This window comes from Veronia nyctiphanis, assembly GCF_004116385.1.
Lineage (GTDB): Bacteria > Pseudomonadota > Gammaproteobacteria > Enterobacterales > Vibrionaceae > Veronia > Veronia nyctiphanis.
Genome location: NZ_PEIB01000001.1, coordinates 367,355 through 379,637 on the forward strand (window position 1 = coordinate 367,355; position 12,283 = coordinate 379,637).

The window sequence follows — 12,283 nt, forward strand, 5'->3', positions numbered from 1 at the left end:
CTACAAGCCACCGCTCACATCTAGGAAGCTGCCAGTGATAAAGCTTGCCTCTTTGGACGAGAGGTAGACAATGGCCGATGCCACCTCCTCAACGGTGCCGCCACGTTGAAGCGGAATATTGCTGGCTAACCGAGACACTCTGCCTGGCTCGCCGCCGTCGGCATGGATATCGGTATAGATTAATCCAGGACGAACAGCATTGACCCTTATTCCCAACGATGCGGCTTCTTTTGCAAGACCTACAGTCAGCGTATCAACCGCGCCTTTACTTGCTGCGTAATCAATATACTCGTTGGGTGATCCTGTTCGAGAGGCTCCAGATGATACATTGATAATCACACCTCCCTGACCACCATTTTTCGTCGACATTCGCTTGATAGCCTCACGACAACAGAGGAATGTCCCTGCCACGTTTACCGTCATGACCTTGTTAAACCGATCGAGAGTCATGTCTGCGAGGGGAGACTGGGCAAAGAGAATACCAGCATTGTTTACCAGTAAATCCAGTGGCTCTGGCCGTGCATCGAGCTTAGCGAAAAGCTGTTGGACTTCCTTTTCCGATGAAATATCGGCTGACAGACTGAACGCATTCCCGCCTCGGCGCTGAATCTCCTCGACAACGTTCTCAGCAGCTTCCCGTTGACGAAGATAATTAACACAGACAAGGTACCCCTTCGATGCCAGCTGTAATGCGGTTTCGGCACCTATTCCTCTACTGGCACCTGTGACTAAGGCTAATAACTGGGTCATATCCGCCCCTAAATTCAGATAGTAGGGGCGACGCTAGCTTAGATGATGATGCTTCACCACCAAGATTGACGTTTTATGTAGGGTTTATCGGGAGATTTTGTTGCTCTTGCGACGGCAATCTTCTGATTCTTACTGGCAAACATCGCGAGCTGATAAATAGTCTCCCTCGCAAGCAATGATCTTGTACTAGCGCTCCAGCTTTTGTGCGTCGTATATTTGATCGCCGCCGCCGCATCTGGTGAGATGTTTTTCACCTTGTCGACCAATGCCATCGCCTCTTCCATCGGGTCATCACATGCTTGCGTAACAAGGCCATACTTCTCTGCTTTATCAGCAGAAATAACCTCTGAAGTCAGTGTCAGTTCGTGAGCCCTATCCCGGCTTACAATGTTGCGAAGCATTTCTAGGCCGGCCATATCTGGTATCAATCCCCACTTGGATTCCATGATAGCGAACTTGGCGTTTTTACTGCAAAAGCGCATATCTGTGCCGAGAGCTATATTCATGCCTCCGCCGTAACATACCCCTTCAATGACAGCAATGACTGGGACGGGCAGGCGTTGCCAGCCAATGGAGACTTTTTGTGCGAGGTTCGCGTCTCCCGGCAGCCATTTGAAAAGAAGCTTTAAAACATTGGCGGGTTTGCTTGCTACACCTTGCACGTCAAGACCTGAGCAAAAGTTGCCGCCTTCACCACTTAGTATCACTGCTCGGACATTTTTTTCCTTTTTCAGGAGCTTTTGAACCTTAACGATTTCGGTGAAGGACTCGAAAGACAGTGCATTATATTTTTCCGGGCGATTAAATGTCACAAAGGCGACGTCGTCTTCGATGTGCCATTTTAGGTAATTCCATTCCACGCGTTTTCTCCCTTAAATGTATTGATATGCATCTTATGATGCTGGGCTTACCACCATCTCTGTCTGGGAACGTATTTTTTACTGGGATCTTTTCGGTTTCTTTCAATCGCAATGCGCCAGTTCTTACTAATTATCATAGCGATCTGGTAGAAAGTCTCGCGCGTGAGCAGCAGTGCCGTTGAGCTGCTCCAGCTTTTGTGCGTACTGAATTTGATTGCTGCTGTTGCATCGGGCGAACGCTCAATAATTTTGTTTGCCATTTTTTGAGCTTCGGCCATCGGGTCGACACTGATACGCGTTATCAAGCCGATTTCTTTGGCTTTCTGCGCCGGGATTTCTTGTCCTGTATGGATAAGCTCCAGCGCCACGTCTTTAGATACAAGACCACGCAGTGTATCCAGCCCCGCCATATCGGGCAGCATACCCCAGCGAACTTCCATAATCCCTAGTTTGGCGTCGGGTGTGGTATAGCGCATGTCACAGCCCAGCGCCACGTTCATTGCCGCACCGAAGCAGACTCCCTCAATCACTGCGATGACGGGGACAGGCATTCTCTGCCAGCCAATACAGACGCGCTGCGCCATATTTGCCCGCCATGGAAACCATTTGAAGCCAACTTTAAAAAAGTTGATCGATTTTCCCATCATGCTGTAGATATCAATGCCAGAGCTAAAATTGCCACCTGCGCCTTTCAAAATGACGACACGGAGCGAACGCTGTTTGTTTAGATATTTTTGAACCTTATCGATTTCACAGAAAAGTTCGTAATTCATTGCGTTGAACTTTTCAGGTCGATTTAAGGTAACAACTGCAACACCATTATGGTCGATATTTAGAGTCAGATATTGCCAATACATGGTTTATTTCCCAAACTGGTCTGTCCAGATAAGGACGTTATCACATCTCAGAGAGGGCAGTAAAACACCTGTTTGAATTATCTGCATGAAATGGGTTTTGAAGAGGCAAGTAGCAAGAAATTACGCTGTTATGTGACGAAAGTTCATTTCTATGAAGGAAGTCTACATTTCAGTTTTATGTTTAATAAATGATTCAATAAGACTGTGTTCTGCATAATAAACATGATCAATATCTCATTAATTTTTTGATATAGGTATCATTTAGGCCATGCTTAATATTCTCATTGTCTCTAGTGTCGGGGGATGTTTAGCTACCTATGAAAACTATCAAGTTACCAATATTTCTCGCTTTTTTTAGCTTCAGCCTGTCGGCCTATGAGATAAATTCAACGGGTGATACAGCGCTATCTCCGTCAAAGTTTGTTTCCGATAATGGTTCGCCCGAAGTCATCTTTGAACATGCCAATGCCGAGTGTTTGTCTAACTGCCGTAAATCCTTGACCATAGGTAATCACAAATATACCTACAGCACTGATTCTTCATTAGTGTCACAGTCTCGCTATCGGCGTGACAGCTGGGCATTGGTCCAGGAGTCTTACCAAGGTGCTGATAACCATGTCGTTAATTTCTGGATGGTCAATGCTGTTTCTCAATCTCGTTGGGCGAGTATTGGGGAATGCGCGAGTGCGAAAACGATAGCCATAGATAAAAGTGGCAGACTGATTTGTGTCGATGGCAGTAAACTTCATATCGTCAGCAAAGACGATGCGGAAGAAATTGAACTCCCTGTTGAACCCATTATCGCTAGTCTCAATAACAACCTTGACGGCGAGTTAGCAATAGCACTGATTGATAAGCAAACTATGGAGCTTCAGGTCTCGACCTTGTCGCGTCTAGTCAGAGACCCTGATACTGCATGGCAGTCAGTGCAAACTAAACTTCACCTGCGCAGTGACTTTGATGACACATTGGTCGTCTTTCCCGAGAACGATGAGACAATTGCTGTCGCCAGCTATGAATACGTCAATGTTTTCAATAAAGGGCTTGCGACGTATTTATTTACTTATGGTAAAGCGCCGACACGGCGTGTGGTCGCCAACAGCTTTAAGCGAAACTATGGCTTTAACCCGGACTTGTACCTAGAAGATGGCGACTTAATTGTATCGGCATTTGATAGCACCCAAGGGGAGCGATATGGCTATCAGATAGCGGTTGACGAGCTTTATGAGCCGGAGCCTTTTCAGTCGTTTTTCAGCTCGCCAGCAAGGGTTGATCTACTGGCGGGCTATGGCGTGATGAGTGCCAATTGGTTGGTTAACCAAGAAGTCGACATTAGCATGGAATAACTGCTTCAACGGACTATCAGATAAATGATGATGTGCTTCATAGCAGTTACTTTCAGGGCAGGGTCGATAACCTTCAGATAACCCTTCAATACCTCACAAGCAAGGGAACAGAAAGTGCGTCAAAAGCCGAGAGAATCGGGACAGACTACATTTCTGGCATCATTGATTTTAACGGCTTCTTTGACGGCGCAGATACCCTTCGTTTCCGAATAGACAGAATGGAGGCCGAGGGCACTGCAATTTACCGTGACTCTCAGGGGCAGTCTCTGGTGACAGATTTTGAAACGGCTTATCAGAACACAGATTTACTGTTGATGAGTGAGAGAGGTTTCTACTTTGGGCTTGGATATAGCCATTACAAAATGCCCAGCGCTGTGGGTTTTAAATCAACACGTGGCGGACAATCGGGAACGTCTTTTGACAAGCAGTTTGAAATCGACCGATTTATGTTGTTCGCGGGGAAAGATGAAATTAGCTACGGTGCTAGATACGAAACCTCTTATAGCCGCGTATTTATTGCCCCGCAGTTCGGTATCGGTATCAATAAATTATCGGTCAGCGATCAGGCGTTGTTTGATGCTGTAGGAACCTATGGCGATATTTCAGGAAAGTACGCGGTTGCACTCAGCGGCCAACTTGATCTTGGCTATACGTTTCAACAGCGTTCTGTCGCAGCCTATGGTCTGGGGTATTCAATTCAGCTGGGCTACCGAGCCAAAGCAGATTACACCATTCAAGATTGGTTTCCCGAAAATGATGACGGAAGTTGGATGTTGAATTATTCCCGCAGTGATATTTGGCATGGGCCATACCTGCAATTCAACGTGATGTTTTAAGGCAAGCTCCCTTTGGCTTTCTCGCTGAGAAAGTCAATTAACCTTCTTGTGTTGGCATTTTCCGGAGCCTGTCCGGGCCACACCAGATGGTAAGGGATTGGCTCGACTTGCCAGTCTTTCAATAGCTCAACTACGTCACCTTTGTTGATATGTGGCACTACCAAAAAAGACGGCGGCGTGGCAATACCCACTCCCAGCAACGCAAGTTCGCTCATCGCATCGACATTATTCACGCTTATTGCGCTCTCGTAACTTACCTCTGCTTTCTGCTTATTTTTATGAGTAAACTGGCGTTTATCTCTCATCATTGTAAGACCTATCCAAGGCCAGCCAGAGAGGTCTTCAAGCTCAGTAGGATTGCCATATTTCTTTATCAATTCACGATGAGCGATGAGTTTTCTATGAATCACACCAAGTTGTTTGTATTTCAGCGTACTATCAGGCAGCTCGCCAATTCTGACGGCTAAATCTATGTTGTTATCAATTAATGCCTCTCGCTCATCACTGAAAACCAGAGAAAGGTGAAGCCTTGGAAAGCGCTGGCGAAAGGTGCCCAAATCAGTCAGTAGTTCAGAACGTGAAAATAAGGCGGGAAGTGAGATCGTGAGTTTCCCTTCAGGGTCGGTATTTTTCGACACAAAATGGTTGATACCTGCATGAGCGCTATTGAGCATTGCTACTGTGTGTTCAAGTAACGTTCGACCTTCGTGAGTCAAAGACAATTTTCGTGTGGAACGATAAACCAGTGTGGTTCCCAAGCGATTCTCCAGTTGCGAGACATGATAGCTCACAACGGAAGGGGAGAGGTTGAGAGATACAGATGCGGCGCGGAATGAGCCTTTCTTCGCTACTTCTGCGAATATTGCCATCGACTTGAGGTCTTCTATCATTATTAAACTTTTTCGAATAAATAAAATGATTTGTTCTATCTATTAAAGCTTACTGTTCCAAAGTAAACTCGACAAATTAAATGACCTACCTTAATCAGGAATAAACAGTGACTCTCATTTTTGCTATGTGTTTGTTCGCATTTACCATGTCAATTACTCCCGGACCAGTAAACATGGTGATCCTAACAAGCGGATTGAAGCATGGCGTTAGAAGAACGATCCCTTTTGTCGCAGGTTCAACGATAGGATTTATCGCATTACTCGGGATGATAGGTCTGGGGCTTGGTGCGATTCTATCGGGCCTTCCTGTTTTTGAAGACGTTCTTGCTGTTGCTGGCAGTGTGTTTATTGCTTACTTGGGTTGGCAAATCATGCATTCCGATAGTGAGATGAAAGCGGACGATCAACAGTGCCCCGGCTTTTGGCAAGGGGCATTACTGCAGTGGCTTAACCCTAAAGCATGGATTGCCTGTATGTCTGGTATATCCGCGTTTGCACTCCACGATGAATATGGAAAGCTTGGCGTCTTTTTACTGCTCTACTTTACGATTTGTCTCTTAACGCAATTGAGTTGGGCTATCGTAGGAAGCAAAATCTCCATATTTCTGTCTGATGATCATTGGCGAAAGTTCATTAACCGAGTAATGGGGGGGAGCCTCATCGCAATTGCAGCTTATTTAGTGTTTACCCACTTCCTGTAACATTTTCGATTTGGAAAAAAGAAAAGCCGACGTAATCGTCGGCTTTCTCATATATCCCTCGTCGGTAACTCACTGTCTGTTAGCGAGTCGTCTGTTAACGAGCTGACTGTTAGCGAACAGTTTGACGCTGACGGTTACCGGCAGGTTTTTTTCCTTTCTTTCCGATAGCAGGCGATGAGCGACCGGTTGTCGGTTTTCCGCGACCACCACCGTTGCTCTGTGGTTGACCACTATTGCTCGCTTGATCACCAGAATGACGGCTCTTAGGTTTGCCGGACTTCGGATTCGATCCCGCAGTCGATTGGCTGTTTCCGCCTTTGCCTTTTGCCGGTCGACGGTTTTGTTGGCCGTCTTTTCGGATATCTGGCTGGTTTGGATGTTTAGTCGCGAAACGCTTAGCACCATGGCGGCTAGAGCCACGTCGTTGCGCTGGCGTTAACTCAGCTTCCGAGCTTCATGAGGCACCAAACAACCGGGCTTATCACCGATCAGATGTTTCTTACCCATTCTCTGTAGAGCGTCACGAATCATTGGCCAGTTGGCTGGATCATGATAGCGGAGCAAAGCTTTGTGCAGACGGCGCTGCCGGTCGCCTTTTGCGACAGTTAAATCCTCGCGCTTTTTGTATTTCACACGCTTCAGAGGGTTAGTCTCTGAATGGTACATCGCCGTCGCATTACACATTGGCGATGGATAAAAGTTCTGTACCTGGTCACACTCGAACTCGTTCTCTTTCAGCCACAATGCCAAATGCAACATATCGTCGTCAGTACAGCCAGGGTGTGCTGCGATGAAGTAAGGGATGAGGTACTGTTTCTTACCTGCTTCTTTACTGTATTTCTCGAACAGTTCTTTAAATCTGTCATAGGTGCCCATACCGGGCTTCATCATCAGATCCAGCGTACCTTTCTCTGTATGCTCAGGCGCGATTTTAAGGTAGCCGCCGACATGATGGGTGACCAGCTCTTTGACATACTCAGGAGATTCAATCGCCAAGTCGTAACGCACGCCCGATGCGATCATCACTTTCTTAACGCCTTTAACGTTGCGTGACTCGCGATACAGGTCGATGGTGTGCTGGTGGTCCGTATCCAGTTTCTCACAGATTTTCGGGAACACGCAGGAAGGGCGTCGACAGTTACGCTCGGCACGAGGGTCTGAACATCCCAGACGATACATATTTGCCGTCGGACCGCCCAAATCAGAAATCGTCCCCGTAAAGCCAGGTACTTTGTCACGAATAGCTTCAATCTCACCGATGATCGACTCTTTTGAACGGTTTTGGATGATTCGACCTTCATGCTCGGTAATCGAACAGAAAGAGCAACCACCAAAGCAACCCCGCATGATATTGACCGAGGTTTTGATCATGTCATAAGCAGGTATTTTTGCTTTGCCGTACATAGGGTGAGGCACCCTCGCGTAGGGCAAATCAAAGACAAAATCCATCTCTTCGGTGGTTAACGGAATCGGCGGCGTATTTATCCAAAGCTCTCTGTCGCCGTGTTTTTGAATCAATGCGCGGGCAGAGTAGGGGTTTGTCTCCAAGTGCATCACACGACTGGCGTGGGCATACAGGATCCGATCGTTAACCAGTTTTTCAAAAGAGGGCAAACGGACATAGCTGTTCTCAGCATCATGACGAGCCGGACGAACAGTGATCGGTTTCGCTGCGCTCTTTTCTTTGTCTTCTGACGTCTTACACGCTGTTTCTGTTGCGTAAGGGTTAGGCATCACCATCGACTTGCCCGGCTTATCGATACGCGAGCTATCAATCTCACGCATGTTTTCCGGTGCTTCTTTCATGATGACAGCGGTGCCAGGAACCCGAGTCATTGCACTGACATCCTCACCATTGGCAATACGATGGGATACTTCAACCAATGCACGTTCGGCGTTACCGAAAAGGAGAATATCTGCTTTCGCATCCATCAATACTGAGCGGCGGACTTTATCTGACCAGTAATCGTAATGAGCCAGACGACGAAGGCTGGCTTCAATACCACCAAGTACAATAGGCACATCTTTATAGGCTTCACGGCATCGCTGTGAGTAAACCAAAACCGCGCGGTCAGGGCGTTTTCCACCCTCATTATTCGGTGTATAGGCATCATCATGACGCAATTTACGATCAGCCGTGTAGCGGTTGATCATTGAGTCCATGTTGCCGGCGGTAATACCGAAATAAAGATTAGGTTTGCCCAGCGACATGAAGGCATCTTTGTTCTGCCATTCTGGCTGGGAGATGATACCAACACGAAACCCTTGTGCTTCCAGAACACGGCCGATGACAGCCATACCAAAACTTGGATGATCAACATACGCATCACCTGTCACTATGATAATGTCGCAACTGTCCCAGCCAAGCTGGTCCATTTCTTCACGGCTGGTCGGCAGGAAGGGTGCTGTGCCGTAACACTCGGCCCAGTATTTCGGATATTCGAAAATATTCTTTTCTTTCGCACGCATAGAGTTCGTTTCATTGCTGCGGAGTGTTTAAGTATCGTCGCGCTATCAGCTAAACAGCGTTCTAATTTTAATACTGATACTCTGTCAGTCCGCGTTGCTTCCAGTAATAAGTGGTATCGTTCGATGGCGGTTCAAAAGGAAACAGCCACCCTATTGGTCAAAATTTGAAACGCGACATATTAACATGATCACCTCTCCCGCACTAATGTCTATTTGTCTGTGATCCTGATAGATAAAGAGCCAATATCTCCTCGATATGTGAAGTGTCTAATTGAATAGAATTCCAGATAAAATGTTGAGCTCAACAAATCCATTTATAGATTTGAACGATCTAATTATGTATGCGTATTAACTCTTTCTGACTTGTATTTTATTGATAAATCAGTGAGCTAGGTCATGTTAATAGGGGGTGGTATTTGTGGTGTCGCAAACTCTCTATAGTCTATCGATGTCTCAAATATTAGATAATGGACTATCATGGCTAGACGCAGTTACACGCTTCAAATTCATATCGCGGGTATTTTCTTTATTGTTGTATCACTGCTTTCCCTTCTACTTATTGTCTTAAGCTATCAAAATTCAAAAGCGCTTAATCAGCAACTAGCATCAGAACGAACACAGCAAAATGCAGAACGTATCAAGTTGTCGTTTGAGAAGCTTACATCGCCAGTCATTACAGCAATGGATGCGTTAGCGTCCTCTGATTTTAGCCATAATCTTTATGCATCAAACGATACCCAATGGCTCTCTACGGTTAACGCTATCCTAGAGCGTAACCCAGACGTACTCGCGGTGTATGTTGGTTTTCCAAATGAGAGCTCGGCTTTTATTCGTTCTACAAAACCTGCGTTCATGAAGACACAATTTGATGCCCCAGAGAGCAGCCATATCATGGTTGACGTCAATAGCAGTGTTGGCCAACAAATTCGTACACACTACGATCAGAATCTGGATCGTATTCAGATGAGCTCAGACCTCATCAAATATAAGCCAACACTTCGTCCTTGGTATAAAGCAGCCCCCGATGACGGCAGTATCTATGTCACCGACCCGTATTTTTATCACTTCATTCAGCGGATGGGCATCACGCTCACACGTCAGCTCCCTGTCATTGATGGTGTGCTCGCAGCTGATATCACTCTAGATTCTCTCGAAAAGTTTCTTTATTCGCTGGTAGACACTGAGCAAACCCAGCTGATGTTAGTTGACGATAATAAGCGTGTTTTTGCCCACTCCGGCTTTTTGCCCGGTGCTTCAGCGGAGGTTAATCAGGCTACCTATCTTGAGGCGATGGCCGCGTCTCCCTTCAATCACCTAGTAAAAAACACTGACTGGACTGAGGCAAACAGCACTGTTGTTCATGATGGGGAAAGTTGGTCAATCAATCTTGTCCGGATTAACTTTGGCGGGGAGCGAGGTTTGTGGTTGGCTAAGGCTGTACCTGAGCGGCTTATGATCCAAAGCGCGATAGATGCCAGAAATAATCAAATCATTATCAGTGCGTTTGGGCTCCTGATCGGCACCGTTATGGTGCTATGGGCATCGAGACTCATCGCAACGCCACTGAAAGCATTGGTAGAAGAAACCAGAAAAATTCGTCGCTTTGACTTCTCAAGTGTGGATACACCCGAATCAAATATTGTTGAAATCAAGGCGCTTTCTGGCTCGATCAAAGTCATGTCTGAAACAATACAGAACTTCTTGAGAACACTTCATCGCGTCTCGAATAGCTCTAATTTCGATTCATTGATGGGTGATATCACCTCTCACTGCCAACAGGTTTCTGAAGCTAATGTTGTGATGCTGTGGACGCACTCTGAAGAGAAAGATCAGAAGCTTAGAGTCACGGCGAGATATCCGCAGGATGACACCAGCTTCGATATCGATTTACAGCGCTTACTCGATGCGTCGCCAGAAAGAGCAGAGACGCTTCATCAACATAAATTCTTGAGCTTCTCGCCTTCACTCAACGACCATGAAAGTCAATTATTGCCCGAGAGTATTAAACATGTATGGTTAGTGCCTCTTTACAGTAGGACTCAAGCCTGTATTGGTTATGTGTTTATGGGCTTTGATCACTGCAAAGGCAATGAACAGGCTGAGAAGCTGGAATTTATTCGACAGTTCCTGGGCTTTGCATCACTGATAAAAGAAAGCTGGGGGCTCGTGGCTGCGCAGAAACATCTGTTCAAATCCTTTGTCGAGTTAATGGCGTCGGCGATCGATACCAAATCCCCTTATACTGGCGGTCATTGCCAGCGTGTGCCGGAGCTCACATTTATGCTGGCTGATGCGGTTAGTCAGGACAAAGAGCGTTTCCCTGACTTTACGCTTGATGATCAATCTCGTGAAGCGCTCTATTTCGCAGCTTGGCTTCATGACTGTGGCAAAGTGACAACGCCGGAATATGTGGTTGATAAAGCCACAAAACTAGAAACTATCTACAACCGGATACATGAAATTCGTACCCGTTTTGAGGTGCTAAAAAGGGATGTTGAAATTTCTTATTGGAAAAAGCGTCTTGCGGGTGAAAACACCTCTGAACTTGACGCTTGGTTGGCTGCAGAGCAAAAGGCCCTCGATGAGGAGTTTTCGTTTGTTGCCATGTGTAATCAAGGTGGCGAGTTTATGGATGCCAGCAATATCGAACGACTTCAAAAAATTGCCTCGCGCACCTGGATGCGAACCATTGACGATAGCACGGGCTATCTTGGGAAGAAGAAGCGCGTTGCCAAGGTAAAGCCAGCGCATTGCCGATGGAAGAGCAAGTGCTGAGTGATAAGCCAGAACAGCGAATTCCCTGGTTACCTCAGCAGTCAGAAACGTTTGAAAATTGGGAGTTCAACCTGAAAGTCCCCGAGTTGCAATACAACAGGGGAGAGCTCCACAACCTCTCAATTCAACGGGGTACGCTGACAGCAGAGGAACGTTTCATTATTAACGACCATATTATTCAGACGATCAAAATGCTGCGAAAGTTGCCTTATCAGAAACACCTTGATCGAGTGCCTGAAATTGCTGGTGGTCATCATGAAAAAATGGATGGTAAAGGTTACCCGTACGGCCTTGATGAGAGCACGCTATCTGTAGACGCCCGTATCATGGCTGTCGCGGATATTTTTGAAGCCCTGACCGCCAGTGACAGGCCATATAAAAAGGCCAAAACACTGAGTGAAGCGCTAAAAATACTCGCATTCATGGCAAAGGATAAACACATTGATGGACAGTTATTCAGGCTGTTTATTGAACAGAAAATTTATCTGCGTTACGCAGAAGAATTTTTGCCTCCAGAGCAGCATGATGATGTTGATGAGGCAGCCCTGTTGAAGATCGTTTCTGTCACTCCTGCAGAGGGAAAAGATAAGCAGCCAGCATGAATTTTAATATTGCTTATGAATAATAAAAGAATTTATATTTTTTATACTATAAATTCTTTTATTTATTACTTTAGTGGATTTAACCTTTATCAAAGGAAATTAACTGTAGCCAATACGCTAATCATTTAATGAAAATATCTAATAAATATTCATTTCCAGTAAAAGATTTCTATTCTTTGGGATTATTTTAAAGTGAG

At 45.9% G+C, this 12,283-nt stretch carries 9 protein-coding genes and 1 pseudogene; 5 read left to right on the forward strand and 5 right to left on the reverse strand.

Annotated features, from left to right (window positions below; genetic code table 11):
- From CS022_RS01660 to CS022_RS01670, 3 genes are read right to left on the reverse strand one after another with little or no spacing between them, the layout of a single operon-like run.
- A complete protein-coding gene (locus CS022_RS01660) occupies nucleotides 1–750 on the reverse strand; it encodes an SDR family oxidoreductase (RefSeq protein WP_129120812.1) in 750 nt (249 codons plus the stop codon).
- Between the two features lie 53 nt (nucleotides 751–803).
- A complete protein-coding gene (locus tag CS022_RS01665; RefSeq protein ID WP_129120813.1) occupies nucleotides 804–1,610 on the reverse strand; it encodes a crotonase/enoyl-CoA hydratase family protein in 807 nt (268 codons plus the stop codon).
- A 47-nt stretch (nucleotides 1,611–1,657) separates the two neighbouring features.
- Nucleotides 1,658–2,467, reverse strand: a complete 810-nt coding sequence (locus CS022_RS01670) for a crotonase/enoyl-CoA hydratase family protein (protein ID WP_129120814.1) — start codon at nucleotides 2,465–2,467, stop codon at nucleotides 1,658–1,660.
- 317 nt (nucleotides 2,468–2,784) lie between these two features.
- Here CS022_RS01670 and CS022_RS01675 point away from each other — a divergent pair, with 317 nt between their 5' ends.
- Both CS022_RS01675 and CS022_RS01680 read left to right on the forward strand, forming a co-directional pair.
- A complete protein-coding gene (locus tag CS022_RS01675) occupies nucleotides 2,785–3,813 on the forward strand; it encodes a hypothetical protein (protein ID WP_129120815.1) in 1,029 nt (342 codons plus the stop codon).
- A 32-nt stretch (nucleotides 3,814–3,845) separates the two neighbouring features.
- Complete coding sequence (locus tag CS022_RS01680; RefSeq protein ID WP_129120816.1) at nucleotides 3,846–4,649, forward strand: hypothetical protein; 804 nt, start codon at nucleotides 3,846–3,848, stop codon at nucleotides 4,647–4,649.
- Here the strand turns inward: CS022_RS01680 and CS022_RS01685 are convergent.
- Nucleotides 4,646–5,539, reverse strand: a complete 894-nt coding sequence (locus CS022_RS01685; RefSeq protein ID WP_129120817.1) for a LysR family transcriptional regulator — start codon at nucleotides 5,537–5,539, stop codon at nucleotides 4,646–4,648. The genes CS022_RS01680 and CS022_RS01685 overlap by 4 nt on opposite strands.
- Before the next feature lie 107 nt (nucleotides 5,540–5,646).
- Between CS022_RS01685 and CS022_RS01690 the strand changes: the two genes are divergently transcribed.
- Nucleotides 5,647–6,240, forward strand: a complete 594-nt coding sequence (locus CS022_RS01690; RefSeq protein WP_129120818.1) for a LysE family translocator — start codon at nucleotides 5,647–5,649, stop codon at nucleotides 6,238–6,240.
- A gap of 109 nt (nucleotides 6,241–6,349) precedes the next feature.
- Here the strand turns inward: CS022_RS01690 and CS022_RS01695 are convergent.
- Nucleotides 6,350–8,709, reverse strand: a pseudogene (locus CS022_RS01695) (YgiQ family radical SAM protein).
- 477 nt (nucleotides 8,710–9,186) lie between these two features.
- On the opposite strand from CS022_RS01695, the gene CS022_RS01700 reads away from it, so the two are divergent.
- Both CS022_RS01700 and CS022_RS25760 read left to right on the forward strand, forming a co-directional pair.
- The gene (locus tag CS022_RS01700; protein WP_235869182.1) at nucleotides 9,187–11,484 is read left to right on the forward strand and encodes a cache domain-containing protein; all 2,298 of its coding nucleotides are present in this window, start codon (nucleotides 9,187–9,189) and stop codon (nucleotides 11,482–11,484) included.
- A complete protein-coding gene (locus CS022_RS25760) occupies nucleotides 11,466–12,086 on the forward strand; it encodes an HD-GYP domain-containing protein (RefSeq protein WP_235869183.1) in 621 nt (206 codons plus the stop codon). The genes CS022_RS01700 and CS022_RS25760 overlap by 19 nt, the downstream gene beginning before the upstream one ends.
- Nucleotides 12,087–12,283: the final 197 nt, after the last annotated feature.

Excerpts from the sequence above, each read along its gene's own strand:
- CS022_RS01685 (WP_129120817.1), bottom strand. The coding sequence starts at position 5,539 with ATGATAGAAGACCTCAAGTCGATGGCAATATTCGCAGAAGTAGCGAAG.
- CS022_RS01670 (WP_129120814.1), bottom strand. The coding sequence starts at position 2,467 with ATGTATTGGCAATATCTGACTCTAAATATCGACCATAATGGTGTTGCA.
- CS022_RS01675 (WP_129120815.1), top strand. The coding sequence starts at position 2,785 with ATGAAAACTATCAAGTTACCAATATTTCTCGCTTTTTTTAGCTTCAGC.
- CS022_RS01660 (WP_129120812.1), bottom strand. The coding sequence starts at position 750 with ATGACCCAGTTATTAGCCTTAGTCACAGGTGCCAGTAGAGGAATAGGT.
- CS022_RS25760 (WP_235869183.1), top strand. The coding sequence starts at position 11,466 with ATGGAAGAGCAAGTGCTGAGTGATAAGCCAGAACAGCGAATTCCCTGG.
- CS022_RS01700 (WP_235869182.1), top strand. The coding sequence starts at position 9,187 with ATGGCTAGACGCAGTTACACGCTTCAAATTCATATCGCGGGTATTTTC.